Annotated in this window: 24 protein-coding genes; 9 read left to right on the plus strand and 15 right to left on the minus strand. The window is 64.1% G+C overall.

Annotated elements, in window-relative coordinates:
• Window positions 1-72: 72 nt before the first annotated feature.
• Together ACTODO_RS03020 and ACTODO_RS03025 are read right to left on the minus strand one after the other, a co-directional pair.
• Window positions 73-894, minus strand: coding sequence for a polyphosphate polymerase domain-containing protein (locus ACTODO_RS03020; RefSeq protein ID WP_003791253.1), 822 nt, complete (start codon window positions 892-894; stop codon window positions 73-75).
• A 64-nt stretch (window positions 895-958) separates the two neighbouring features.
• Window positions 959-1,501 carry a DUF4956 domain-containing protein gene (locus ACTODO_RS03025; RefSeq protein WP_003791255.1) on the minus strand — a complete coding sequence of 181 codons (543 nt, stop codon included), beginning with the start codon at window positions 1,499-1,501 and terminating at the stop codon, window positions 959-961.
• A gap of 694 nt (window positions 1,502-2,195) precedes the next feature.
• On the opposite strand from ACTODO_RS03025, the gene ACTODO_RS03030 reads away from it, so the two are divergent.
• The 3 genes from ACTODO_RS03030 (at window position 2,196) to ACTODO_RS10845 (ending at window position 4,329) form a co-directional block, all read left to right on the plus strand.
• Window positions 2,196-3,104 carry an SDR family oxidoreductase gene (locus ACTODO_RS03030; protein WP_003791256.1) on the plus strand — a complete coding sequence of 303 codons (909 nt, stop codon included), beginning with the start codon at window positions 2,196-2,198 and terminating at the stop codon, window positions 3,102-3,104.
• 182 nt (window positions 3,105-3,286) lie between these two features.
• A complete protein-coding gene (locus ACTODO_RS03035; protein WP_244262502.1) occupies window positions 3,287-4,183 on the plus strand; it encodes a hypothetical protein in 897 nt (298 codons plus the stop codon).
• On the plus strand, window positions 4,180-4,329 hold the full coding sequence (locus ACTODO_RS10845; protein WP_003791260.1) for a hypothetical protein: 150 nt from the start codon (window positions 4,180-4,182) through the stop codon (window positions 4,327-4,329). Before ACTODO_RS03035 ends, ACTODO_RS10845 begins: the two co-directional genes overlap by 4 nt.
• 19 nt (window positions 4,330-4,348) lie before the next feature.
• Here the strand turns inward: ACTODO_RS10845 and ACTODO_RS03040 are convergent, their stop codons facing one another.
• Window positions 4,349-5,671 carry an ROK family transcriptional regulator gene (locus ACTODO_RS03040; protein ID WP_003791263.1) on the minus strand — a complete coding sequence of 441 codons (1,323 nt, stop codon included), beginning with the start codon at window positions 5,669-5,671 and terminating at the stop codon, window positions 4,349-4,351.
• 407 nt (window positions 5,672-6,078) lie between these two features.
• Between ACTODO_RS03040 and ACTODO_RS10450 the strand changes: the two genes are divergently transcribed.
• The 4 genes from ACTODO_RS10450 to ACTODO_RS03060 all read left to right on the plus strand — a co-directional run bounded on the left by ACTODO_RS10450 (window position 6,079) and on the right by ACTODO_RS03060 (window position 10,121).
• On the plus strand, window positions 6,079-7,098 hold the full coding sequence (locus ACTODO_RS10450; protein ID WP_034511925.1) for an endonuclease domain-containing protein: 1,020 nt from the start codon (window positions 6,079-6,081) through the stop codon (window positions 7,096-7,098).
• 248 nt (window positions 7,099-7,346) lie between these two features.
• Complete coding sequence (xylA, locus tag ACTODO_RS03050) at window positions 7,347-8,522, plus strand: xylose isomerase (protein WP_003791269.1); 1,176 nt, start codon at window positions 7,347-7,349, stop codon at window positions 8,520-8,522.
• Between the two features lie 26 nt (window positions 8,523-8,548).
• Complete coding sequence (locus ACTODO_RS03055) at window positions 8,549-9,919, plus strand: xylulokinase (protein WP_003791270.1); 1,371 nt, start codon at window positions 8,549-8,551, stop codon at window positions 9,917-9,919.
• On the plus strand, window positions 9,912-10,121 hold the full coding sequence (locus ACTODO_RS03060; RefSeq protein ID WP_003791273.1) for a hypothetical protein: 210 nt from the start codon (window positions 9,912-9,914) through the stop codon (window positions 10,119-10,121). Before ACTODO_RS03055 ends, ACTODO_RS03060 begins: the two co-directional genes overlap by 8 nt.
• Before the next feature lie 47 nt (window positions 10,122-10,168).
• Here the strand turns inward: ACTODO_RS03060 and ACTODO_RS03065 are convergent, their stop codons facing one another.
• Entirely contained in the window at window positions 10,169-10,813 is a 645-nt protein-coding gene (locus tag ACTODO_RS03065; protein ID WP_081445760.1) for a DUF4145 domain-containing protein, read from the minus strand.
• A 168-nt stretch (window positions 10,814-10,981) separates the two neighbouring features.
• Here ACTODO_RS03065 and ACTODO_RS03070 point away from each other — a divergent pair, with 168 nt between their 5' ends.
• Window positions 10,982-12,082 carry a class II aldolase/adducin family protein gene (locus ACTODO_RS03070; protein ID WP_003791277.1) on the plus strand — a complete coding sequence of 367 codons (1,101 nt, stop codon included), beginning with the start codon at window positions 10,982-10,984 and terminating at the stop codon, window positions 12,080-12,082.
• 161 nt (window positions 12,083-12,243) lie between these two features.
• Here ACTODO_RS03070 and ACTODO_RS03075 read toward each other — a convergent pair whose 3' ends face one another.
• From ACTODO_RS03075 to ACTODO_RS03105, 7 genes are all read right to left on the minus strand, one after another.
• Window positions 12,244-13,854 (minus strand): rhamnulokinase, encoded by a 1,611-nt coding sequence (locus tag ACTODO_RS03075; RefSeq protein WP_003791279.1) that lies wholly within the window; start codon window positions 13,852-13,854, stop codon window positions 12,244-12,246.
• Window positions 13,851-15,032: an L-rhamnose isomerase gene (gene rhaI, locus ACTODO_RS03080; RefSeq protein ID WP_003791282.1), complete on the minus strand. Its 1,182-nt coding sequence runs from the start codon at window positions 15,030-15,032 to the stop codon at window positions 13,851-13,853. The genes ACTODO_RS03075 and rhaI overlap by 4 nt, the downstream gene beginning before the upstream one ends.
• 75 nt (window positions 15,033-15,107) lie before the next feature.
• A complete protein-coding gene (locus ACTODO_RS03085) occupies window positions 15,108-15,473 on the minus strand; it encodes an L-rhamnose mutarotase (RefSeq protein WP_034511929.1) in 366 nt (121 codons plus the stop codon).
• Window positions 15,474-15,633: 160 nt separating this feature from the next.
• Window positions 15,634-16,692 carry a rhamnose ABC transporter substrate-binding protein gene (gene rhaS / locus ACTODO_RS03090; protein WP_003791285.1) on the minus strand — a complete coding sequence of 353 codons (1,059 nt, stop codon included), beginning with the start codon at window positions 16,690-16,692 and terminating at the stop codon, window positions 15,634-15,636.
• Between the two features lie 76 nt (window positions 16,693-16,768).
• The gene (locus ACTODO_RS03095) at window positions 16,769-17,821 is read right to left on the minus strand and encodes an ABC transporter permease (protein ID WP_003791287.1); all 1,053 of its coding nucleotides are present in this window, start codon (window positions 17,819-17,821) and stop codon (window positions 16,769-16,771) included.
• Complete coding sequence (locus tag ACTODO_RS03100) at window positions 17,821-18,903, minus strand: ABC transporter permease (protein WP_081445761.1); 1,083 nt, start codon at window positions 18,901-18,903, stop codon at window positions 17,821-17,823. Before ACTODO_RS03100 ends, ACTODO_RS03095 begins: the two co-directional genes overlap by 1 nt.
• Window positions 18,900-20,414, minus strand: a complete 1,515-nt coding sequence (locus ACTODO_RS03105; RefSeq protein ID WP_003791291.1) for a sugar ABC transporter ATP-binding protein — start codon at window positions 20,412-20,414, stop codon at window positions 18,900-18,902. The genes ACTODO_RS03100 and ACTODO_RS03105 overlap by 4 nt, the downstream gene beginning before the upstream one ends.
• A 179-nt stretch (window positions 20,415-20,593) precedes the next feature.
• Between ACTODO_RS03105 and ACTODO_RS03110 the strand changes: the two genes are divergently transcribed.
• Complete coding sequence (locus ACTODO_RS03110) at window positions 20,594-21,703, plus strand: LacI family DNA-binding transcriptional regulator (protein ID WP_081445762.1); 1,110 nt, start codon at window positions 20,594-20,596, stop codon at window positions 21,701-21,703.
• A gap of 99 nt (window positions 21,704-21,802) precedes the next feature.
• Here ACTODO_RS03110 and ACTODO_RS03115 read toward each other — a convergent pair whose 3' ends face one another.
• From ACTODO_RS03115 to ACTODO_RS03130, 4 genes are read right to left on the minus strand one after another with little or no spacing between them, the layout of a single operon-like run.
• Window positions 21,803-22,366, minus strand: a complete 564-nt coding sequence (locus ACTODO_RS03115; protein WP_003791296.1) for an RpiB/LacA/LacB family sugar-phosphate isomerase — start codon at window positions 22,364-22,366, stop codon at window positions 21,803-21,805.
• Window positions 22,353-23,399 (minus strand): ABC transporter permease, encoded by a 1,047-nt coding sequence (locus ACTODO_RS03120; protein WP_003791298.1) that lies wholly within the window; start codon window positions 23,397-23,399, stop codon window positions 22,353-22,355. The genes ACTODO_RS03115 and ACTODO_RS03120 overlap by 14 nt, the downstream gene beginning before the upstream one ends.
• 9 nt (window positions 23,400-23,408) lie before the next feature.
• Window positions 23,409-24,410, minus strand: a complete 1,002-nt coding sequence (locus ACTODO_RS03125; RefSeq protein WP_003791300.1) for an ABC transporter permease — start codon at window positions 24,408-24,410, stop codon at window positions 23,409-23,411.
• The gene (locus ACTODO_RS03130; protein ID WP_003791301.1) at window positions 24,410-25,936 is read right to left on the minus strand and encodes a sugar ABC transporter ATP-binding protein; all 1,527 of its coding nucleotides are present in this window, start codon (window positions 25,934-25,936) and stop codon (window positions 24,410-24,412) included. The genes ACTODO_RS03125 and ACTODO_RS03130 overlap by 1 nt, the downstream gene beginning before the upstream one ends.
• Between the last annotated feature and the right edge of the window lie 121 nt (window positions 25,937-26,057).

Here is a 26,057-nt window from a genome sequence, read left to right on the forward strand (position 1 = left end):
AGCCTGTGTTTCTTATGGTGAGCGCTTTCGTTTCGCGTGCTGTCGAAACTGCGGGTGCCGTTATGAGGTCTGTCAGGCCGCCATCGCGAGGGGCGTGGAGTGCGCGAGCTCGGGGACCTCCACGTACTCGTGAAAGTAACGGTCGAGCGTGCGGTGCCACTTGTTTGCGGGCAGGTGGTGCATGGCGGCCATCGCGGTCCCGTACTTGGAGATCTTCACGGGTCGCACGCCGCCCTCCCACAGGAGGTGGTCGACGATCGAAGGGGTCGCGCCCGACTTCGTTTCGATGATGACCAGGTCGGGGCGGGCAACCTTGGTGCCGTCCGTGCGCAGCGAGCGCCACAATAGGCCTGTGTCCACCGTCGCGCGTCCCATGCCTCCGGGCAGAAGCATGGTGTTGCGCACGTAGGACCCAGCCAGGACCGGCTCGAGAGCTGGCACCAGGTGGCCATATCCCGTCTTCTCGACCTTGCCAGCCACCCACGTGCGGCGCTCACCCGCGAGAGGGGCCCCGGCCTCGTCCCAAGAGATCGGCATCCGCTTCTTGACGGTCACGCCGCGCGGACCGCGGGTCTTGACCTCCAGGAAGGACGCGCCCGACGTGAGGTAAGAGCGGGTGCGGACCTTGAAGCGGCGGCGACGCTTGAGCGCGGTCAGCAGGTACGAATCCATGTCGGGGGTGTCGTAGTAGGTGGAGGCGTAGCCCTGGGACACCTGGCCGTCGATCTGCAGAACCTTCGTGTCCTCAGGGAGGTGGCTCAGAATCGCCGAGGCCGTGGCCGCGTCCAGCGCGTACTTGCGGTCCACTCGGGTCAGCATCGCCGCGCGCTTATTCAGGTCGTCGAGGCCGATCGCGTCGAGGTCGGCGAGGATCGAGTTCAGGGATGCGTTCATGGGTCGTGTCCTTGGTAGTGGCGGTCTGCGGGGTGGCGGTCGTGTCGGCTGGCGGGCCGGCGGGTCAGGCGACCTTCGAGCGAACGTCCACGAGAGTCAGGTCGTTCACGAGATCGAGCTTGACGACGCTGACCGAGGCGACGGACGCGCCGAGGCGCTGCTCGAGGGTCGCCTTCAGCTCGGCGGGGTCGGCGATAGCGCGGTCCAGCTGGACGGTCTGCGAGGTGTAGCGGCCGAAGACCAGCTTCGAGTCACCGAAGGCCAGGGCCACGAGGATCAGTGCGATGAGGCCACCGAGCAGCGGGGTCACCGCTGAGGACATACCCGTCAGCAGGCCGAGAGCCAGCGACGCGAAGTAGTAGGCGATCTCCGTCTGCGAGATCTGATCCGAACGCAGTCGGATGATCGAGAGAACACCGAAGAGGCCGAGGCCCAGGCCCGCGCTCACGGTCGAGTTCGCGAGGATGATCGTGACGGCGAGGACGCCGACATTCACACCGAGGAAAGCTGCGACCAGGTCAGCGCGGCGGTGCCGTGGGAAGTACAGGCCGAACACGAGCGCGGCCATGGCAACCAGGTCAATGGCGATCAGAATCAGGGCGGTCATTGGTGTCTCCTTTTGTCGATGCACCAATTTCCCCACGCGACCCTATGAAGAACCTATGAAGCTCTCATATTTCTCATATGACTTTTGGGAGTGTTGCTGTGTGGCGCCGCTGGTGTTCCGGGCGCCGGAGGGCCCGGCCAGGCCCCGCCACCTCCCACGGACACCGCAGCCAGGCCCCTTCACCCGCGACCAGGCCATACGAGCGCGAAAAGATTCGCCCTGCTCGCCTCCATCAGCACCCACGCGCGAAAAAGTTCGCCCAGCGCACGCAAAACACCCCAAAATCAGCCTTTCTTCGCCTGCTGGGCGAATTTTTTCGCGCCGATGTGGCCAGAGCCGACTCACAACACCTGCCGACCACCTTGCCTGAAACCGATGACACCAATGCGGGTGGCTCACTGCCTCGATATGAAACCGGCGGCACCTCTGCGAGCTCCTTTCCGCACACGGTTGAAACCACTGACACCTTTGCTCGCACGAAACGGCCAATTCCGGGCCATTTTCTGCCCGCAAAGGCGTCGCGGGTTTCAAGCACCCCTCGCCGAGCACCCGCAAAGGCGATCACGGTTTCACGAACCGCTCCCCAACCGCCCGCAAAGGCGTCCCCGGTTTCACCCTCGCCGGACGCTACGCCCACAGCTCAAGCCTCGTGTGGCGTGCGCACACGCCACAACGCCGGTGGCACACTGGCCACATGACTGACACCCCCACTCCTGAAGCCCGCACGAACGAGCCGGCCCAGGCCTCGTCCCTCCCGTCCCTGGCGGTTACCGGCGCATCCGGGAACGTCGGAGGTACCACCGCCCGACTCCTGTCCGAGCGCGACCTGCCCCTGCGCCTGCTCGCGAACACGCCGTCGCGCGCGCCCGAGCTGCCGGGAGCCGCCGCGGTGAAGTGCTCGTACGAGGACACGCTCACGACGCGCGACGCGCTGGAAGGCGTTAACGTCCTCTTCATGGTGTCCGCGCCCGAGAGCGAGGACCGCCTGGACAAGCACCTCGCCTTCGTCGACGCAGCCGCGGCATCCGGGGTGCGCCACATCGTGTACCTGTCGTTCATGAACGCGGCGCCCAACTCGACGTTTACCCTAGCGCGCACGCACTTCCACACGGAGGAGCGCATCAAGGCGTCGGGCATGACGTACACGTTCTTGCGCGATAACTTCTACGCGGACTTTTTCGTGGAGTTGCCGGACGAGGAGGGTCGCATCCTCGGGCCCGCGGGCGACGGGCGCGTGGGCGTGGTCGCGCGCGAGGACGCGGGGCGCGTGGCGGCCGGCGTCCTGGCGGATCCGGGGCGCTACGAGAACAAGACTCTCGACGTGACGGGCCCCGAGGCCTTGACCCTCGACGAGATCGCCGCAATCCTCACCCGCGTGCAGGGTCGGCCCATCACCTACGTGCGCGAAACCGTCGAGGAGGCGTACGAGTCGCGCAAGAAGTGGCCGGCCGCCCAGTGGGAGTACGACTCGTGGGTGTCGACCTACACGTCGATCTCGCGCGGCGAGATGGACGTCGTCTCCACGACCGTGCGCGACGTGACGGGCCGCGACCCGCTCACCTTCGAGGAGGTCGCCCGCGCGGCGCTCGCGTCGGGCCGCTGACTGTCACGAGTGTGGCTTGCTGGGCCCCGGCTTCGTTTCTCTTCTCAGGGACGAGGCCGGGGTTCCCTCATGCGCTCATGCTTGCTGCCTCCGTCACACTCCTGGTAGCGTCGGATCATGAACAACGAGCCTTTCTGCGCCCGTCGGAGGCAGCACGCCGGTACCCAGGAGGTATGGTGAGCATGGCTCGATCACGACGTTCAGGGATCAGCACATTCTTCCCCAACATCTTCTCCAATCGAGACGAGTCGCTCGCGGGTGAAGACCGCTGGAGGCGTAGCGAGTGGAAACGTGCAGCAATTGGGATCATTGTCCTCGCTGTCGGGATAGCGATCGTTGAAGGAATATTCCATCTCACGCATTTTCAGAGCTTTCACACAGTCGTCATATTGGTCTCACTGATCTTGACAGCGGGCTTTCCCCAGATGGCGTGCGACTCCATTGCACCTTTCCTACGTCCACGAATCAGCTTTGTCGACGGGCATGTCGTGATACGAGGTGAGCGCCTCACCTCCATCGGACGTCTCGCTAGCTACGCGCTTTTCTTGGCCTTTGCTGTTTTCTTCATCATTTCCGGGTTCATTGCGCATGAGCTGGTGCGCACTCTTCACTTCGCCTTGATTCCCGCTTGTTTCGCCTATTTTCTTTACTCAATGAATCCACTGCGAGGCATCAAGACCACTCTGTCCGACACATCAACGACAACGTCGACCCCCGAGGGAATCACCTTCCATATGGCCCGTCATCTTTCGGTTGACGCAGATCTAGATTCTGCGGGAAGCGTTTGCGGCAGCGACGTCTCTTTCCGGTGGGACCAGAACGTAATGATCTCCCGTCTTGAGACAGTGAGTCTTCACGTTACTCTTCTTGCTGACCCCAACACATACGACGGGCCATGGGGCTTATGCTGCCGGACGATCGGCATCCCCTACACCGGCCTCGACGCCCTCATGCGGCACTTCAAAGAGCACCCCGAAGACCGTCCACTCCTGGCCACACCGGAAGGCGTCGACCTCGTCAACGACATTCTCGCCGAGGCCCACATGGAACTCGTAACCACACAAAGGAGCCACGCATGAGCACCAAGAAGCGCATACTCGTCACTCTGATCGTCGCGGTCCTGGCCGCCATCGTCATCTTCCCGATGCTGCCCCTCGAATACCGCGACCGCGTCGTCGCGGTCCTCACCCACCCGCTGTACTACCTGGGCTTGGGCAACTGGTGAGCGCTCCGGTAGAACACGCTTAGCTCAGGAAGGCGGCGGGGTCGTCCACGAGTGAATCCAGCACTCGGAATGCTGCACCCCGAACCGTCAGCGATGCAGAATCCGGCAGCACCTCAACGATCGGCGAGGACCACGGGGCCTGCAGCGTGCGCGTCTCGATTTCCTCACGCGCCGGATCCAGCAGGGCGCCACTCAGCTCAGCCACGGCACCGCCCAGCACGACATGCGGGATGTCCATCGCGTTAATGACGCCCGACAGCACGCGCCCGAGGGCCACCCCGGCCTCCGCCAGCACCGCTCGGGCACGCTCCTGCTCCGCGCCCACACCAAGAGACCCGGAGGCCTTCACCCCGGCCTCGTCGACGAGGCCCGCGCAACGCAGAATCTCGCGCGCCCCGGAACCCGTGGGGGCGCCCACATGCTCGGCGAGGGCGCGCACACCCATGTAGGCCTCAAGGCATCCGCGCGCCCCACAACGACACAGAGGCCCATTCGGATCCGCGCACATGTGCCCAATTTCGCCGGACCAGGCGCGCGCCCCGCTCATCGGCCGATGATCGACGATGACGCCCGCGCCGACGCCAACCTCACCCGACACGTACACGAAGGTCGACGGACCACCGGCCACCCCCGGCCGCGTGTAGGCAACCGCGTAGGCCGCCAGGTCCGCTTCGTTCGCGACGACCACCGGGTTCAGGTCGGCGAGCGGGGCAAGTAGCTGGTCGTGCGGGATGTCTCGCCACCCCAAGTTCGGGGCGAGCGCCAGCCGGGTCGGCGACACCAAGCCCGGCAGCCCAACGCCCGTCCCCAGGAACAGGGCGCCATCGGGCAGGGTGCCCTCTAACAGAGCGTGTGCCTCTCGGGCCGCGAGCGCCATCGTCTCCTCCGGCGCACTGTCGGCGAAATCGCGCTCAATCCGGCGGTGCCCCAGCTCCCGTCCCGCGATGTCGACGAGCGTGACATCGAGGCTCGCGACGTCCACTTCGACACCGAGGGCGACGGCGCTGCCCTCCGCGGGGGTGAGGCGGTTGGCCGGGCGGCCACGGCCGCCACCGTCACCGGGTTCGAGTTCTCGCACGAGTCCGGCACCCACCAGGTCGTCCACGAGGCGCGATATCGTCGCGCGCGTCATTCCGGTGCGCTGCGAGAGGCCTGCGCGTGTGACCTCGCCCGGCGAGGCGAGGATGTTGCGCAGCACCGTCGACATGTTGGATGCGCGCACGTTTTCCGACTTCACGCCGCGGTTCTGAGCGCCCATCCCCCGCTCCGAGGGGCGCGGCGAGGCGACCGGGCCGCGACTGATACGGCCGGCGTCGTTGGCGCTGTCGGAACGGGTCGGCATGGACTCAGGCTACCGTGTCGGGGTGGCGGTTCCGCGAGTTTGAGGCATCGGCAGATGCCAACTGTTACAAACGTCGTCAATCCGACGCATTTTCAATCGGTCTTTCGGGCTGCATGTTACAAACATCGTCATTCCGACACCAAAAGCACCGAAACGAGCCGATTTTCGCCCTAGATTGACGACGTTTGTAACACCGGTTGAGAAAGACGGGCTGAAATCTCTCCGGATTGACGACGTTTGTAACACCGACGCAGCTCAGCGCCTCAACAAACGCCCTTCACGAGCAGACTTCCCCAGGATGCATATGCTCTTCAAGTTATCCACAGGCAACCGCACGCTACTTGCACCAGTTGACATGAAATAAGACAGTCAGATCATCGCGAGAAATCCAACCGTGGGAGCACATCATGACTGACAACGAACGACCGTCACTTCGGGCCATCCGAGAATGTCTCATCTCACCAAGGGAAGACCCGAATCGGATGCGCGTGAGCCGGGCAGCCCAAAAAGGAACGCTCGTCAGGATCGCGCGAGGAATCTACCTCCCCGCTTCAACTCTCGAAGGCCACCCCCTCTGGCTCCAAAAGACAATCATTCGCGGGTCACGCATCTGTGCCCTGACCATGCGAAGGGGCGATTATGTCCTGACTGGCGAATGTGCGGGATGGATCCTAGGCCTCCCCGTCGATACCGACAGGGGGCCGATTACCGCCTATGCGCCAATCAATCGCGGAGAACGGAAACTCTTCTTCGATGCGGTTCGCATCGGTTCCAAACTGGTTATGCCGGCGGGTCAAGCCTCAATTATCCGAACATCTCTCCCGGCACACCAGATCGCAGAAGGCTTCGCTATCCCTTTTGCTCCGCGCATCCTGGTCGACTGCGCGCGACTAGCCGCAGAGGAGCAAGCCTTTGCGCTGACGTGCGCTGATATGGCTCGCTTGGCGAGCTACTCACGCTTCGACCAGCTCGCCTCTCGCGAGCGAGCCGAACAGGCACGCCACAATCTTCTGCAGGAACTTGCCTCACTCCCCCGCTCGAGCCGCGGCACTAGTCAAGCTCGATGGATCATTTCCCACGCAGATGCCGGATGTGAGTCCCCTGGAGAATCTCGAGTGCTCCACGCGTTGATCCTGGCCGGAATCAAGGGGATCACCACTCAGGAGGAGGTCCGCTGCGACGGGCGAACATTCTTCATCGACATCGCAATCCCCGGTCTGAAAATTGCCATCGAGTTCGATGGACGCATCAAGTATGGCGACAGCGTTCAGGAAGTACATGACAACATCGAGGCCGAACAACGCCGGGCTCGACTTCTCCAACTCGCCGGGTGGCGCATCATCCGTATTCGCTGGTCCGATCTGCAACGTATCGACGAGGTTGTCGCGCAGGTTCTCGTTGCAATCAGACAGCGCGGCGGCCACTGAGTACCGCTTCGACACATCCATCGTACGGACTTGTCGGAGGCCCTTGACGAACGCGCGCACAGGTATTAAGTTTTACCCCACAACAAATAAATTGTGACGACGCAAACACCGCGCGCAACGACCATGCGGACACACAGGCAGGTACGTCATACGCACCAACATCCGCCGCCACACAACGACACGCAGCGCCACCGACGACGCGGCACCTTCCCCTCCAACTGAACACCGACGTTCGAAAGGACACCACCATGACATCCACCCCCGACAACAAGTTCTCCTTCGGCCTGTGGACGGTCGGCTGGAATGCTGTCGACCCCTTCGGCACGGGGACCCGCCCGGTGCTCGACCCGTGGGAGTACACGGAAAAGCTCGCGGAGGTCGGGGCGTGGGGCATTACCTTCCACGACAATGACGTGTTCGACTTCGACGCGTCGGATCAGGAGCGTCACGACCGCGTCATGAAGGTGAAGGAGGCGGCGGATGCGGCTGGCCTCGTCATTGAGATGGTCACGACGAACACGTTCACGCACCCGGTCTTCAAGGATGGCGGCCTGACGAACAACGACCGCTCGATCCGCCGTTTCGGCCTGCGTAAGATCCTGCGCAACGTGGATCTGGCTGCGGAGATGGGCGCGACGACGTTCGTCATGTGGGGCGGACGCGAGGGCGCAGAGTACGACTCGTCGAAGGACCTGAATGCGGCATTCGACCGCTACAAGGAGGGCCTGGACACGGTCGCCGCCTACATCAAGTCGCGCGGCTACGACCTAAAGATTGGCCTGGAGCCGAAGCCGAACGAGCCTCGCGGCGACATTTTCCTGCCGACGGTCGGCCACGCGCTGGCCCTTATCGCGCAGCTGGAGCACGGCGACATCGTGGGCCTGAACCCGGAGACGGGCCACGAGCAGATGGCCGGCCTGAACTACACGCATGCGCTGGCACAGGCGCTCAACGCGGGCAAGCTCTTCCACATTGACCTCAACGGCCAGTCGGGCATCAAGTACGACCAGGACAAGGCGTTCGGTCACGGCGACCTGGCCAGCGCGTTCTTCACGGTTGACCTGCTGGAGAACGGCTTCCCGGGCGGCGGCCCGCGCTACGAGGGTCCGCGCCACTTCGACTACAAGCCGAGCCGCACGGAGGGCATGGAGGGCGTGTGGGAGTCCGCGCGCGCGAACATCGAGATGTACCTGACGCTGGCGGCCAAGGCCCGCGCGTTCCGCGAGGATCCGGTCACCCAGGAGCTGCTCGAGGCTGCGTCGGTTCCCGAGCTGGGCGAATCCACGCTGGCGGCGGGCGAGTCCCTCGAGGACTTCTTGGCGGATCGCAGCTCCTACGAGGAGTTCGACGCGCAGGCCGCCGGCGAGCGCGAGTACCACTTCGTGGAGCTGTACCAGCAGGCGATGCGTCACCTGATCGGCTGATCGTCTCTTCGACGAGGAGTTGTGTGATGGGCGAGAGGCCTTTCGTTGCGGGTGTCGATTCGTCGACGCAGTCGTGCAAAGTGGTCGTGTGGGATCCGGTGTCGGGCGAGGTGGTGCGCGAGGGCCGAGCGCCGCATCCGGAGGGCACCGAGGTTGATCCACGCGCCTGGTGGGACGCGTTGAACGAGGCCGTGGCTGCGGCCGGCGGGCTGGATGACGTGCGGGCGCTCAGCGTGGGCGGCCAGCAGCACGGAATGGTCGTGCTGGATGAGCGGGGCGAGGTGATTCGTCCGGCGCTGCTGTGGAATGACACGAGGAGCGCGGGCGCGGCTCGGGATTTGATCGCGGAGCGCGCGGGCGAGTCGTCGGGCGAGGCCTGGTGGGCCGATGCCGCGGGCTCGGTTCCGGTCGCGTCGTTAACGGTCACGAAGCTGCGGTGGTTGGCGGATCACGAGACGGATGCGGCCCAGCGCGTGGCCGCGGTGTGCTTGCCGCACGACTATTTGACGTGGCGGATCGCGGGCGGTTTTGAGCGCCTGGGGTTGGAGGGGTTGGCGACGGATCGGTCGGATGCCTCGGGGACGGGGTACGTGGATCGGTCGGGGTCGGCGTATCGGCGTGACATTCTCGCCCAGGCGCTGCGCTGTGACGAGGAGCGGGCCGAGCACATCGTGCTGCCGCGGATCGCGGAACCGTACGAGGTCGTGGCTCACGGGGACGAGGCGCGCGGCTGGGGCGAGATTGCCCTGGGTCCGGGCGCGGGTGATAACGCGGCGGCGGCCCTCGGCGTGGACTTGGGTCCGGGCGCGGCAATGCTGAGCCTGGGGACGTCGGGCGTGGTCGCGGCGGTGTCGGAGTCTGCCGTGTCGGATCCGTCTGGCCTGGTCACGGGCTTTTCGGACGCATCGGGCCGGTGGCTGCCGCTGGCGTGCACGCTGAACGCGTCGCGGATTATCGACGCGATGAGGCGGGTGACGGGCCTGGGGTACGAGGAATTCGACGAGGCCGCCCTGTCGGTTCCGGACGCGGGAGGTCTGCGCCTGACCCCGTACTTCGAAGGCGAACGCACCCCGAATCTGCCGGACGCGACGGCGACATTGGAGGGCATGACGCTGGCGAATTGCGACCCCGCACACGTGGCTCGCGCGGCGGTCGAGGGGCTGCTCACCCTCATGCGCGGGGCTCTGGACGCGGTGCGCGCGCAGGGTGTGCCCATCGAGCGGGTGGTCATGGTCGGCGGCGGAGCGCGGTCGAGAGCAGTTCGGGCCCTGGCCTCGGGCATCCTGGGGGCCGAGGTGGAGGTCCCCTCCGCCGCCGAGTATGTCGCCCTGGGGGCGGCGAAGCAGGCGGCTGCCCTGAACGTGGCGGACCTGGGGGCGGGTGGCTCCGATGTTTGACGAGACGATCACCCGCTGGGGGACGCACAGCGCGAAGTGGGACTTGCTGGCCGGCACCCTGGGCGTCGCCACCCTGGCCTACATGCCCTGGGCGATCTCCAACTGGATCGCCATCTTCTTCGCCCTCGTGTGGGCGGCCACGGGCATCGGCATCGCCAAGCTCACGCCCGAGGAGCAGAAAGCCCTCGAGGCAGAGGGCTGAGCGTTTGCTTGTGCGGTGGGGGACCCCCGGGTGGGGGTCCCCCACCTCTACATCTGCGTGGTGCGCTCAGCTTTTCGCTGTCTATTCAGCTCTTGGCGCCGAGCCAAGGAGATGGGGCGCTGATAGATCTCCTCAAGAAGTGCACTCATAAACTCGAGAAGGTCATCGCAATCCTCCGCATCAATCGCGGCATCGAGATCACCATGAGCCATCTCATTACCCATCAATCGAACCTGATGTGACAGGCCTGCCAGCGTCGGATTAATCAAGCGAGACTCTTCAAGGCTGTCGATCTTCTGCTTCAGCGTCCCCTGCGTGATGTCCTTGTCCTTGCAGGTCGCCTCGATGACGGTTCGAGCTAGTAAGACTGCCGCACGAAACGCGCCGACGGACTGACACTTGTACGCCTCGGAAGCTGCATCCGCAATGAATGGCGGCACATCTTCAAAGTTCCGCCCCAGTGGTACTTGTGGGAGCCATTCAACCCGAGGCCAATCTCGAGAAAAGAACTCCTCCGGGTAGCAATCCTGGTGGAGCACGTAATCCCGTGACGCCACGCCAACCGATATGACACCGCACCCATCGCAAGTGTACGCGTGCATGTAGATCTGTTCATCGAAGGAACGGATTACATCGCCAAAAGGTGTCTGCCGCGCTTCCTTGCGACATTTCCAGCAGTGTCGTGATGCCATGTCGCCACTCTAGCCCTGAAATGACGACCCCCACGGCAAAACATGGAAGCAAATCGAAGACACACTCAGCAATCGGTCTGCCCTCCTCATGCAACCTATCGGTCTTGACATTCCGCCCTCCTCTCAATATCCTTAGATGAAACGTTTCATCCTCATTGTGGAGGACCAATGACCACGTCATCTGAAGACCTCGTCGCCCAACTCATCGAACTGTCCAACCAGATCGGTTCGGACACTGAATACACACGCTCGGGGGGCGGCAACTCATCCGCGAAAACAGGCGACACGCTCCTCATTAAGCCCAGCGGCGTTCCACTCGCGACCCTGCGCGAGGAAGACTTGGTCCCCCTCGACATTCCCACCCTTCTGCACGCCTTCGAACATCCTGAAGAGCTTCCCAGCAACGAAGACCCGGTTCGCGCGGCCGCCCAGCTCGCGCAGCGCGGCGCGTTCGAGCGCCGTCCCAGCGTCGAAATCCTCTTCCACGCCCTCATTCCCGACACACTCGTCATTCACCTGCACCCGCTGACAGCCAACGCAATCACATGCAACACGCGCGGCGAGGAGCTCTGCGAGCAGATCCTCGGTGAGCATGCACTGTGGGTCGACTACACGGACCCGGGTATTCCTCTGGCCCGCCTTATTGACGAGCGTCGCCATGCGTTTACTGCCACGCATAACACTCCCCCACCGGCGATCACACTCCTCGGCAATCACGGCATCATCGTGTCAGGCCCGACAAAGGACGCGATTCTCGAGCGGATCGACTTCCTGACGTCCTCGATCCGTACGGCAATCGACGAGGCCGGGACCGCCTTCTCCGGTTCGCCGTCCCGGGTGGCGGAAGCGTTCCGTCGCGCGGCGGCAGCGCCGAGCGTCGCACTGTCGACGGAGGGACTATCAGCGTCTGCTTCAGCTCCTGGCGGTCCATTGATTCCTGATCAGATCGTGTACGCGGGTTCATTCCCCGTTGTTCTGGAGGCGACAGACACGGAGGACATCGTGGCCGCGAAAGTGTCGCTGCACCGTGCCCAGCACGGGCGCGCGCCGATCGTCGCTGTCATTCCCGGACTTGCCGTAGCGGCGGTAGGTAGCACGAACGAGGCCTCAGACAACGCGTTGCACACCTACCTGGATGCATTGCGCGTGGCACGGGATGCGAACCTGCTCGGTCGCGTGCGCGTCATGGATGATCGAGAGCGCGGCTTCATCGAGAACTGGGAGGCTGAGTCCTATCGCCAGAAGGTGGCTGCATCTCACGGTTCCTGACCCATCGAGGAAAACCGGACGCACCGTTCGTCATCAAAGTGTTTGGGGCATGTCATTCAACATGCCCCAAACACTTTTCATGTGCGTAAGGGAGAGCCTCCATATGCACGTGGGCCGCGGCTCGAACCTGTCGAGTCGCGGCCCACGTCGGCGCACGTCAGCTAAGACCGGGCAGCGAGGAGGGCATCAGCCTCGTCCCAGAGGCGCGCGTGAGAAGCGCGCGGCTCGTAGGTCACGAGCACCGAAGACGCGCGCGAAATGGCACGAAGGTCCATCAGCGTTCCGCTGGCCACGCCGATAGCCCGCAGGGAGACGAGCATGTTCCCGAGCGCCGTCGCCTCGACGGGGCCCGCAATGACCGGAATCCCCGTCGCATCGGCGGTTTCCTGTGCCAGCAAGCGATTCTTCGAACCACCTCCAACGAGATGAATGGCCTCACATCGGGTACCGCTCAGCTCAAATGTCCGTCGTATCGCCCTGCGGTAGGCCAGCGCCAACGAGTCCGTGATCGCCCGCAGCACGGTTGCCCGCTCACGAGCATCAACGCAGCCCACACTCGGCTCGCCGGGCACCACCCCAGCCTCGTCTATTGAGGCCGAGGAGGGAGAATCCGGCCCAGGAACCCACAGCGAACGCACGCGTTCCACCATGCCGCCCGGAGCCATCAGCTCGGGTGAGGACATGTCGAGCAGGTAGCGCACGGGCTGGGCTGCCTCAGTCTGCGCGTCGAGGAGCGGCCAGTCGAGCCGACCTCCAGCGCCCGACGCGTTATCCCCAAGGGATGCCCACTCGCGCAGGCATTCCTGCTGCACCCACATACCCATGATGTTGGCGAGGAAACGGACCGTGCCATCAACACCCAGCTCGTTCGTAAAATTGGCCGTCCGAGCCTCCTCGGAGAGCACAGGGGCACTGAGCTCGGTACCGACGAGCGACCAAGTTCCACTCGAGATGTACGCAAACGACCCGGTCTGGGCGGGCACACCCGCAACCGCGGACGCGGTGTCGTGCGACCCGACGGCGACAACAGGGGTGGGCTCGCCCGTTGAGGTGCGCAGATCAAGACCTTCAACGCGCGCTTCACCGACAATCTCCCCCGGCTCAATGATCGGCGGGAAGAGGTGCTCCATCCCGAACTCGTCGCGCAGCCTATTAAGGATCTCGGGATCCCAGTCGCGCTCCGTGGCATTGACGAGGCCTGTCGTCGACGCATTCGTCAGCTCGCTTCGCGCTTCTCCAGTGAGCCAGTACGCCAGCAGGTCGGGAATCAGGAGCGTCGTGCGCGCACAGTCCGCGCGCCGCTCTCCCCGGTCTACTACACGCTGAAACAGCGTATTGAAAGGCTGGAATTGCAATCCGTTGTGCTCATAGAGCCAGGAGCAATCCCATCGGTCGAGCACCTCGGATGCGCCAACACCACAGCGCGCGGAACGGTAGGACGCAGGGTTACCGATTAGTCGGCCATCCTCGTCCAGCAGCCCGTAGTCCACGGCCCACGTGTCGATACCGATAGCGTCCACAGCACCGCGCAGGCTGGCCTCGCGCAGGCCCTCAAGGATGCCGCGCCACAGCGCGAGGATGTCCCACTCGTAGGCAACCTGGGCCTCGCCCCCCGATTGAGAAGCGTCGGAACGACGAGGCACGGGAACGGCGACCGGCCCGTTCGGGAAGCGGGAGCACTCCTCGATGGCGAGACGTTCGCCGTCGAACACGCCCCGCAGGACGCGCCCCGAGGAGGCCCCCAGGTCGATAGCGACGACGGTCGTCATCATGCGCCCCAGGAGGCCTGCTGGCCACCCACTCGATCCACACTGATGCGCGCGAAGTAGCCGGATGCGGCGTAGGCCGCGAGCGGGTTGGGGTCGAGGCCCTGCTCTTCGCGCAGCTCGCCCAGGAGCGGGCGCACATCGGAGGAGAAAGCGTCCATGAGCACCTGGTTCGCAGTCAGCACGTCGTGCTCGACCTGCGCCTTCGCCAGCGCAGCACGGTCGACGAGGAGTGCCTTCGCGGTCGCCTCCTGAACGTTCATCGCGGACAGGATTTCTCCGGGGATCTTTTCTTCGAGGTTGTGGCACTGGTCGAGCATGAAGTTCACGCCGGAGGTGGGCGCGAGGGCGCCGAAGGAGACGATCTCATGCATGATGCGGAAGAGCTGGAAGGGGTCTGCGGATCCCACGATCAGGTCATCGTCGGCGTAGAACCGCGAGTTGAAGTCGAAAGCTCCGAGGCGGCCGGCGCGCAGCAGCTGAACCACAATGAATTCGATGTTGGTACCGGGCGCGTGGTGGCCGGTGTCGAGGCAGACGACGGCTCGGTCGCCCAGGGCCAACACGTGCGCCAGGGCCGTGCCCCAGTCCGGAACATCAGTGTGGTAGAAGGCGGGTTCAAAGAACTTGTACTCAAGGAGCAGACGCTGGTGTGGAGCCAGATTCTCATAGATAACGGACAGCGAGTCAGCAAGCCTTTCCTGCCGCGCAGCGATCGAGTCCTGTCCCGGGTAGTTCGTTCCGTCGCCCAGCCAAATCTTGAGCGTATCGGAACCGGTCGCGTTCATGACGTCGATGCAGCGCAGGTGCGCGTCGATGGCCTTGCGCCGCACTGCCTCGTCGGAGTTCGTCAGCGAGCCGAACTTGTAGTCGTCGTCCTGGAAGACATTCGAGTTGATGGTGCCCAGCGTGATGCCCTGCGAGCGCGCGTGCTCCGCAAGGTCGGAGAAGTCATCGACCACATCCCACGGGATATGTAGCGACACCCGCGGGGTGATGCCCGTGAACCGGTGGACCTGTGCCGCGTCATCGATCTTTTCGTAGGCGTTGCGCGGGGTGCCGGGGCTCGGGAATACCTTGAAGCGGGTTCCGGAGTTACCGAAGGCCCAGCTCGGCAGCTCGATTGTCTGGTCGCGCAGGAGGCTGCGAGCACTTTCGGGCAGGTCGGACAGGTGGATGGTCATGGCGTCTCCTTCGACGTGTGGGGTGTGGATTGACGAGGCCGGGATGTCCCTTTGGGGCTCTGCCTCAGTGGGCGATTAGGCGAGGTAGAAGTATTGGCTAAGGAAGTGGGCAGTGCCTCCCCCGTCCGGTTGGAAGTACTGGGCCATTTCGGCTTGCCAGCGCGTATTGACCTCGCGGTCTTCCATAGCTGCGGCCGCCGTGCGAGCATCGTGCGCCTCGTAGTAGCCGACGACGAGGCCGGTGTCCGGATCGAGGAAGAGCGAGTAGTGTCGCCACCCGGCGTCACTCAGAGCCTGGCGCATCTCGTCCCAGACACGCTGGTGCACGTCGGCGTATTCGGCGAGTTTCTCGGGGCGCACGCGCAGGAGGAAGCAGGCTCGGTGGGGGCTGGCCTGGCTCGTCGTGGCGAGCGTATGGGCCAGTGATGGGGTATCGCTCATGGGAAATCCCTTCATCGTTGAACGGGTATTGGTTGTGTTTATGTTAACGTGAATCGTTTCATTTAGCAAGCGGGGTGCTGCGCACAGTAGGCGATTCACGGCATGAAGGCGGGGTTGGTGGGCACGACGAGCGCACCCACCAACCCCGTCAGAGACGACGTCAGAAGTCGTACTTGTCGATGTTGTCCGCGTTGAAGCGCACGGGGTCACCGACGACGACGGTCTTGTTCTCGCCGATCGTGCGTTCACCGAGGTTTCCGGCAGTGAACTTCTCCCCTACCTCGCCCTTGATCGCACCACTATCGAGCGCTGCACCCGCGTATGCGGCCACGTATCCTAGCTGGGCGGGATCCCACAGGGCAAACTCCTTGACGGTTCCATCCTTCACGAAGGAACGCATTTCGTTCGGCAGACCCAGGCCGGTCAGGAAGACCTTGCCCTTGTAGTCAGAGGTCGACAGGTAGCGAGCGGTGGCGGCGATACCGACGGTGGTCGGGGAGACGATCGCATTAAGGTCGGGGTGAGCCTGGAGCAGGCCCTGCGCCTCCTGGAACGACTTCGTGTCATCGTCATCGCCATAGACCTTCGCGACGATCTCAATGCCCTTGTACTTGTCGTTCGAGGCGATCTCATCCTCCATGAACTTGATCCACGCGTTCTGGTTGGCGGCGTTCGCCGTCGCAGAGAGGATGGCTACCTTACCGGAACCGCCGATCTGGTCAGAGACCATGTCGAGCATGGTGATTGCAACCTGCTTGGATTCAACCTGGTTGATGAACAGGTCTCGGCAATCGGCCGCGCTGTCGGAGTCGAAGGTGACGACCTTTGTACCGGCCTTGCGCGCATCCTGAAGCGCAGGGCATACGGCATCGGGGTCATTCGCGGCGATCACGAGGACGTTCGTGCCTGCCTGCACCTCGGAGTTGATGAAGGAGACCTGCGAGGAGGAGGACGCCTCGAGCGGACCGACGACGTTGACCTCGGCGAAGCCGATCTCGCCCGCAGCGTTCTTGCCGCCGCCGAGCATGACGTCGGAGAACGGGTTGTTCAGCTGCTTGGGGATAAACGTAATCGACTGGGACGAAACATCGTACGAACCGGAGGCATCGCCGCCGGAACTGGACTCACTGCCCTGCGTCGACGTTCCACCGCCACAGGCGGACATCAGGAGGGCCGAGGTCAGCGAGAGTGCGCCAAGTGCGGCCACACCTTTCTTCATATGAGACATCGTTGTCTTTTCCTTTCGGGCGCACGCGCCCTGTTGCGGGGGCATAGTGCCCCTCGTTGTGGGATTGTTAGGCGCTCGCCGCGCCCGGTGCGACGCTGACGCGAGGGGTACGCGCATCAGCTCGATGTGCCAGACGTTGGCGGACGGCATCCACCAGCGATGGCGCGACGACGGAACCGATCAGGAGCAAGCCCGTGACCAGAACCAGGATGACTTCGGGAATTCGGTTGAGGCGCAGCGCGTAGTTGAGAACACCGATCGTCAGGACACCGCACACGCTGCCCCAGATCGAGCCTCGGCCGCCGAAGACGCTGACCCCACCGAAGACAACGGCGGCGATCACGACTAGCTCGAGGCCCTCGACGTTGTCGGCCTTCGCCGCGGAGTAGCGCAGCGTCCAGTAGATGCCTGCCAGAGCTGCCATGAGCCCCGACAGCGTCAGGGAAATGACCCGAGAACGCTTCGTGTCAATGCCGACGAATTCGGCGGCCTGCTTGGAGTACCCTAGCGCGAAGAGGCCTCGACCGTACGGGGTCTTGTGTAGCAGGAGCCAGAAGAGAATGACGAACAGGATGACGGGGATCGCCATGTAGGGGATGCCCGTGGACCCGAACGATCCGGTGACGGCGGAGGTTGCCCACTGTGGGAAGTCGGAGATCGACTGGTCGCCGATGACGACGAGGGCGAGGCCTCGATACAGCGCGAGCGTACCGATCGTGACCGCGAGCGCCGGCAGTCCCACGTAGGCGGTCATGAATGCATTGACGAGGCCGCACGCCAGTCCGACGAGGAGGCAGATCGCGATGCTCGCCCAGAATCCCACGCCCGACTGGACAAGAACTCCGAAGGATGCGCTGACGAGGCCGGCGGTCGAGGCGACGGACAGGTCGATGTCCGCATTGATCATCACGAGGGTCATGGGCAAGGCCATGAGGAGCGTCGCCGTCACGTCCAGGGTAAGGAACGTGAGCGTGCGAGGCTGGCTGAACCTCGGGATGAGGATGGTCGCGACTGCGATGGCGAGGATGAGGATGAGGGTCATGTGCGAGTCTCGCGAGGAGAACACGCGTCGAATCGGGGCAATGAAGTCACGTGACGAGGTCTGAGTTGGGGTGCTCATCAGCGATCCGCTCCCTTCTTGCGCAGCGCCTCGTGGCGGCGCATTGAGCTGACTCGGTCGACGACGATCGCGATGAGGATGAGCGCACCAACGACGGCCTTTTGCCAGAATTTATCGACGCCGACGGCTGTAAGCGCGGACGTCATGGTGGTCAGGAGGAGCGCGCCGATGGCAGCTCCGTAGGCGGTTCCAACGCCGCCAGTCATTGCAACGCCGCCGACGACGCACGCGGCGACGATGTCGAGTTCCATGCCTGCGCCCGTCGTGGCGCCGACGGAGTTAAAGCGGGAGGCGTAGAGGACGCCGCCGAGTCCAACGAGCGCGCCGTTGACGACGAAGGCCATAACAACGCGCTTGGCGACGGGGATACCGTAGACGGCTGCGGCTGTACGGTCGGAACCGATCGCGTAGAGGTCGCGTCCGGATCGGGCGTAGCGCTGGTAGAGCGAGACGATCACGATAACGATGACCGCCAGAAGAGTGAGCAGCGGGAAGCCACCAATCGTCGCGACACCCAGGTCACCGAAGGCTTGGGGGCGGTCACCGGCGAAGTACTGGGTGGATCCTGCCCACCAGTTCAGTCCCCCTCGGAAGACGTAAAGAGTGCCCAGGGTAATGACCATTGCGGGAACTTTCGCCTGCGTGACGAGCAGTCCATTGAGTGCTCCGAGCAGTGCCCCCAGAATGATTCCTGCGATGAAGACGACGACGATGGGCAGTCCGGGGTTAGCCGCGAAGAGGAAGCCCGTGGCGAAGGCCGTGCACCCGAGGATGGAACCGACCGAGAGGTCGACGCCTTCGGATTGGATGATGAGGGACTGTCCGGCGGCCATCAGCATAGCGATCGTCGCATTGAGGAAGAGGTCGCGTACTCCCTGGGCGGAGAGGAAGCGCGGGTTCATTACCCACGTCAACAGGACCAGGGCAATGAGGGCCGCGATCACCGGGAGCTCTCGCATGGACAGGAGAGAGCGCAGCTTCGATGCGGCGTACACCTTGGTCACTGACGAGGAGCTGGCTGGCTCCCGGCTCACCGGCGCGGAGCCGTGGATGCGGGAGGGAGGTCTCAGTGTCGTTGTCATGATGCGGCCTTTTCGTGGTCGGTTGCCGCCGTCATAATGGCGTCAGCGGTGGCTTCTTCTCTGGTGAATTCGCCGGTGATGCGGCCTTCGCACATGACGAGGACGCGGTCTGCCATGCCGAGCACCTCGGGCAGTTCCGATGAGATCATGATGACGGCGACTCCCCTGGTGGCGAGGGTGGAGATCAGTCGGTGCACCTCGGACTTGGTTCCCACATCGATGCCACGGGTCGGCTCATCAACGATGAGGATCTTGGGATCGGTGGCAAGCCATTTCGCCAAGACGACCTTCTGCTGGTTGCCACCCGACAGCGCGGACACGGGGGTGTCCTGGGTGGCCGTCTTCACTTCGAGGTTTGTGGACCATTCCTGCGCGACCGCTCGCTCGGTCCGCGAGTTGATGAGTCCGCAGCGAGCGAGTTTGCTGCGCAGCGTGAGGGCAGTGTTGCGGGCAACGGACAGGTCCATGACGAGACCTTGCTTGCGCCTGTCTTCGGGGACGAAGGCGAGGCCGGCTCGGATCGCGCCCACCGTGTCGCCAAGCTTCAGGGGCTTACCGAAGGCGGTCACTGTGCCGCCGTCCGCTTTGTCGATACCCATGATCGTGCGCACGACCTCGGAACGGCCAGCGCCGACGAGGCCCGCCAGTCCAAGGATTTCTCCGCTGCGGACCTCGAAGCTCACGTCTTCGAAGGCACCGTAGCGGGTGAGTCCTTCGACTCTCAGGACCGGATCGCCAATCTGCGCATCCAGCTTGGGGAAGAGCTGATCGACGTCGCGGCCGACCATGTCTCGCACGAGCTGAGCCTTCGTGGTTCCCTCCAGGTCACGGGTCGACACGTAGGCGCCGTCGCGCATGATCGTCACGTCGTCGCACAGGTCGAAGATTTCTTCCATCCTGTGCGAGATGAACATGAGGGAGGCTCCCTTGTCGCGCAGTGAGCGCGCCACGGAGAAGAGGCGCTCGACCTCGTGCCCCGACAGAGCAGCTGTCGGTTCATCCATGATAAGAACCTTGGCGTCCAGCGAGATCGCCTTTGCGATTTCGATGATCTGCTGGTCCGCGATCGACAGTCCGTCAGCCAACTGCGAGGGGTCGATCGGCACTTCGAGGCGGTCAAAGAGCTCTTGGGCGTCACGCTTCATGGCTGCGTGATCAATGAGGCCGAAGCGTCCCCTGGGCTGTCGGCCCACGTATATGTTCTCGGCGACCGTGAGGTCGGGGAACAGCGTGGGCTCCTGGTAGATCACCGAGATTCCGGCGGCCTTCGATTCCGCAGGGGTCTTGAAGCGCACCGGCTGGCCATCCACCAAAAACTCTCCGGAGTTTGGCTGGTGAATGCCGGCGAGCACCTTCACGAGCGTCGACTTACCCGCGCCGTTTTCGCCGGCAAGGGCGTGAATGCGGTGCGGATACAGCTCGATGCACCCATCAGACATCGCGGTGAAGGAGCCGAACTTCTTCACGGCATGCTGGAGCGAGACAACTGGCCTTTCAGCTTCTCGTGTCATGTGGTCACCTCTTCGTCGAGGAATGAAACGATTCAGATAGATAGAAAGTGTGCCACACGACAATATGCATGTCAACTCTATAGGAAAGCCTTGAACTTGCCAGGAAAATTGAAGCGGAAATCTACTCAGAGGTGCCACAATATGAACGTTTCATCACTCGAGTTCCCGAAAGAGCTACCATGACGCCGCCCCGCCGCACCCCAGAGGGCACGAGTCCCCAGGACGCAACCACTGCCTCGTCCCCCTCAGTGCCCCGCAAAGCCCCCGGCGTCAAAGACGTCGCCGCTCTTGCGGGCGTGAGCGTCGGCTCCGTGTCTAACGTCATTAACCGGCGCGACAGCGTGCGCCCCGATGTACGTGAGCGCGTCGAGGCGGCGATCGCGCAGCTCGGCTACAAGCCCAATCCGACCGCGCAGGCCCTGCGACGGGGGACCTCTCCGCTCGTGGGCGTGGCGGTCTTCGACCTGACGAACCCGTTCTTCATGGAGGCTGCTGCTGCCATGGAGCGCGTGCTATCGCGCGAGGGCTACATCATGACGCTGTCTTCCACGCACGCCTCCGTGCAGGAGGAGCGAGACCTGCTCGAGGCGCTGGGGCGCCAGGCGGTGCGCGGGGTTCTTCTCACCCCCGCAGACTCCACGCACAAGGCCGCCACGCGTTTGGTGGAGGAGGGGACGCCGGTCGTCCTCTTCGACGCGGCAGACGCACCCGAGGGCCTGCCGTCCGTTTCCATCGACGACCGCGCGGGTGCGGCACTAGCGATCGAACACCTTCTGGCACTCGGACATGAGCGAATCTGTTTCCTCAACGGCCCCGTCGACATGCGCCAATCCGTGCAGCGCCTCGCCGGTGTACGGGACGCGATCGAGCACTGGCAGCACTTGACGGGGTCGGACAGCGTCCAATTGAGCGTGTACAACGCGCAGGCGTACACCGCCCAGGCCGGATATGCGGCCACCGAAAACGCCGTCACCGAGGCCCGGGCGGCCTCCAATGGAGCGAACCCCACCGCTGTCTTCTGCGCGAACGATCTACTAGCCGTGGGCGTCATGTCCGCACTGCGCGGAGCGGGGATCTCGATTCCCAACGACGTGTCCGTCATCGGCTTCGACGACATTCCCCTGGCCGCGCAGATGCCAGTACCCCTCACGACAATCCGCCAGCCCATGGACGAGCTCGGCGCCGCGGCCGCCGAGCTTCTATTGTCCGGCCCCGACGCACCCACACAGCACCAGACCTTCAGCCCCGTCCTCACCATCCGCGAATCCACAGCAAGGCCAAGGGAGTAGGGGGACAACACCGAGCAACACGCGCTCGCAGTCAACCAATCCACTACACAGGTGGGGGCTCCCCAACGGGAGCCCCCACCTCTCTACAGCATCACAACCTCAGTACGCCAACCCCTTCGGCTGCTCCGCAAGCACTGCAAAGCCCGGATCAACGACCTCGAATCCGTTGGCCTTGTAGGCCTCGTAGTCGAAGTTTTCGCATTCGTCGTACCCGATGCGGTGGTACTCGTAGAAGCCGTCCCAGTCCTCGTACCCGGACCCGAGCGACGACTCGAGGAACGCGTCCGCCATGGCCATCGCGGTGCGCGGGGCGACGTAGAAGGCGCCCATGGCGAGCAGGTTCGCGTTGTTGGCGGAGGCGCAGCGGCGCGCGGCGGGAACGGACTCGCACACGGCGGCGTGTACGTGGGGGCACTTGGAGGCGGCGATGTGGATGCCCATGCCGGTGCCGCAGAACGCGAGGGCGCGCTCAAACGTGCCTTCGGCGATCTGGGCGCCGAGCGCGAAGCCGACGCGGTGGTACATGGGCGCGGTGTCGGCGTCGGGTGTCAGGTCGGTGACGGTCCAGCCACGCTCCTCGAGGTGGGCTTTGACGACTTCCTTGAGGGGGTGCCCGGCGAAGTCGGCGCCGACGACGACGTGCTTGTCTTTAACTGTCAGCATGCGCGTGTCCTTTCCTGAGTCTGCGCAGTTTGGAGAAGGAGAAGAGGCCCTCGTTCATGCAGATGACGAGCAGCAGCACGCCACCCCAGATGAGAGGCCTGTAGAAGTTGGAGATGTTGGGGAACATGTTCAGGCCGGAGGAGAGGACCTGGAGCATGAGGATGGACAGGAGCACGCCGCTCAGGCGCCCGGATCCGCCGTTGGGGTTGACGCCGCCGAGGACGACGATGAGGACGGTGAGCAGCGTGTAGGAGGCGCCGTAGTCGGCTTTCGCGGAGTTGTAGTTCGCGAGCATGACGATGCCGGCCATGGCGGCCATGACGCCGGATAGCACGTAGGTGCGGATCAGCAGGCTCTTGACCTTCAGGCCGGAGAATCGCGCCGCCGTGTCGTTGGTGCCGAGCATGAGGATCGTGGTGCCAAAGCCCGTGAAGGCGACGATGAGTCCGGCGACGAGGGCGCACACGAGGAACACGACGAGGGGGATGGGAACGAGGCCGATCACCTTCCCGGTGAACGCGGCGCCAAAGGCGGCTGGCACCCCGGAGACGGGCTTGCCCTGGGTGAGGATGAGGGCGACGCCGCCGAAGAGTTCGAGCGTGCCGAGGGTGGCGAGGATGGGTGGGATCTTCAGGACGGCGACGAGCGTGCCGTTGATGAGGCCGCAGGTGACGCCGACCACCAGGGCAACTCCCAGGGCGATGGCGACGGCGAGGCCCATGGACGAGGGGGTGACGGCCGGGCTGAGCATCGAGCGCAGCGTGAGGGCCGCGCAGATCGAGGTGACGTTGGCGATGGCGACGACGGACAGGTCGATGCCAGCGGTGAACATGGTGAACATGACGCCCAGGCTCATGAGGCCGAATTCGGGGAATTGGACGGCCATCGACTGCCAGGTGCGCACGGCGAAGAAGGGGCCGGGGCGCACGGCGGCGAAGAAGATGAGCAGGAGGAGGAAGACGATGATCAGTCGCGTCATGTAGCTGTCCTTTTTGAGGAAAGCGAGGCGCGGGGAGGCGAGAAGCGTTGACATGTGGTCCTCCTAGTGTGCGGTGCGGCGGGCGCGCATGACCTGGAGCGCGGAGACGCCGGTTCCCACGATGATGAGCAGGCCCAGGGCGAAGCCCTGCCAGAACGTCGGGATTCCCATGAGGATCATGGAGTTTTGGACGATGACGATGAGCAGCGTGCCGAGCATGACGCCGGTGAGGGAGCCCTTGCCGCCGGTGATCGCGGTGCCGCCCAGGACGACGGCTGCGATGACCATCATTTCCATGCCGAGCAGGTTGGTAGGGTGCATCTGTCCCATGGAGCAGGTGCGCACCATGCCGGCCAGGGCGGCGATGATGCCGACGATGACGTAGAGCCAGAACTTGGTGGCGCGTACCTTGAAACCAACTCGTGCGGCCGCGCTCTCGTCGCCGCCAATGGCGAAGAGCGAGCGTCCGAACATCGTGTAGCGGGTGATGAAGAAGGCGACTGCGACGACGGCGACGAGGATGAGGAAGGACACCGGCATGGATGATTGCAGCCCGGAGCTTTCGTTGCGGGCGACGAACAGGGAGGCGGATCCGAAGGAGCGCATGGATTCGGGGATCATGTTGATCTGCACGGATTTGAGCGCGCCCTGCATGACGCCGTTGAAGACGTTGGCGGTGCCCAGGGTGATGATCAGCGTGGGGACGGTCAGCCTCGACGTGAAGATGCCGTTGAAGGCCCCGAGGAGCGCACCGATGGCTGCCGCGATCAGGAAGGGCACGATGACGGACCCGTTCCACCCGCTGTCGACGAGGACCTTCGTCGTCACGTAGACCGCGAGGGAGGCCAGCGCCGGGAATGACACGTCGATGCCACCCGAGACGAGGACGAGGTGCGCGGCGACGGCGAAGAGGCCGGGAACGACCATGGCACCCGCCAGGTCGACGAGGTTGTTCGCCGTGTAGAACTGTCCGGAGCGTACCTGGATGACGAGGGTGAGCGCCACGATGACGAGGAACACCCAGAATTCGTTGGCGTGCAGGACTTTCGTGGTGAGTCGGGGCATTAGTTCTCTCCCCCTTTGGTCGACGAGGCCGGGGCGCCTTCTTCGGACAGGAGCCGGGTCAGCTCGGCCTCGGTGAGGGTGTCGGGGCTGATAGGCTCGCTGAGGTGTCCGGCGCGCATGATGGCGATCGTCGAGCAGTTGGTGAGTACTTCGGCGATGTCGTCGGAGATGATGATGATGGCCATACCCTGCGCGGCGAGTTCGCGCAGGATGGAGTGGATCGTGAACTTGCTTCCGATGTCGACTCCGACGGTGGGCCCGTTGAGGATGAGGACGGAGGGGTTGGTGGCGAGCCACTTGGCTAGGACGACCTTTTGCTGGTTTCCGCCGGACAGGGTGTTGACGGCGTTGTCGGGGTCGGGGGTGAGAACGCCGAGGCGCTCGACCCACCGTTTCTCTTCGGCGCGGATGGCTTCCTTGTCGATGAAGCCGAGGTAGTGCGTGAAGGCGTCCATCTCGGCGATCGTGATGTTGTCGCCGATGGAGCGCGACAGGAAGAGCCCCTCGGTCAGGCGGTCCTCGGGAACGTAGGCGATGCCGGCCTTGATGGCGTCGCGCACGCCCCGCAAGGTGACGTCCTTGCCTGCGACGCTGACAGTCCCGGAGTCGAGCGGCAGCATCCCGAAGAGCGAGAGGGCCAGCTCGGTGCGCCCCGAACCCAGCAGGCCCGTGATACCGAGGATCTCCCCGGGGCGCACGCTCAGGGATGCGTTCTCGAAGGCGCCGGCGACTGTGGCTTCGCGGACCTCGAGGACGGGGTCGGCGTCGATGAGGCCGGTGCGGTAGGGGGCCTCATCGAAGTCGCGTCCGGTCATGTGGCGGGCGAAGCTGGCGCGGTTGAGGTCCTCCTTGGGGCAGGTGATGACCTTGCGTCCGCTTCTCAGGACGGTGAAGCGCTGGGCGATCTCGAAGACTTCCTCGAGCTTGTGGGAGACGAAGAGGATCGCGATGCCGCGGGATTGCAGGTCGGCGACGATGTCGAAGAGGGCGCGCACTTCCTTCTTGGTGAGGGCGGTGGTGGGCTCGTCCATGATGATGAGCTTGGCGTCACCCATGAGGGCGCGGCTGATGGCGACGAGCTGCTTGTCTGCGACGGAGAGGTTGCCGACGAGCTCGTCGAGGTCGACGGTGAAGCCGATCTTCGCGATTGCTTCGGCGGCGACCTTGCGCATGCGCGAGCGGTTGACCAGGCGACGACCGGCGGCGACCTCGCTGCCGAGCGCGATGTTCTCCATGACGGACAGGTTGGGGAAGACGGAGAAGTCCTGGTAGATGACGCGCACGCCCGCGTCGATGGCGGCGGAGGGGGTCAGGTGCGTGTACTCGCGTCCCGCGATGGCGACGCTTCCTTCTTCCGGCGTGTGGACGCCGGAGATGACCTTGATGAGGGTGGATTTGCCCGAGCCGTTTTCGCCGGCCAGGCAGTGGATTTCTCCGGGCGCGATCTCCAGGTCGATGTCGACCAGGGCGCGCACGCCGGCGAAGGATTTACTGACGTGTCGTACCGCCAGCACTGGGGTGTCCATGTGGTGTCCTTTCCGATCCGCATCTGCGCCCCTCGGCCCCTCGCGCCTGTGAAGCGCTCGCGGAGGTTTATCTGTGCGCGAGTGGTGGGGCAGGCGCGGGGGCCCGGCCACGGCCTCGTCG

It is taken from the genome of Schaalia dentiphila ATCC 17982 (assembly GCF_000154225.1).
Lineage (GTDB): Bacteria > Actinomycetota > Actinomycetes > Actinomycetales > Actinomycetaceae > Pauljensenia > Pauljensenia dentiphila.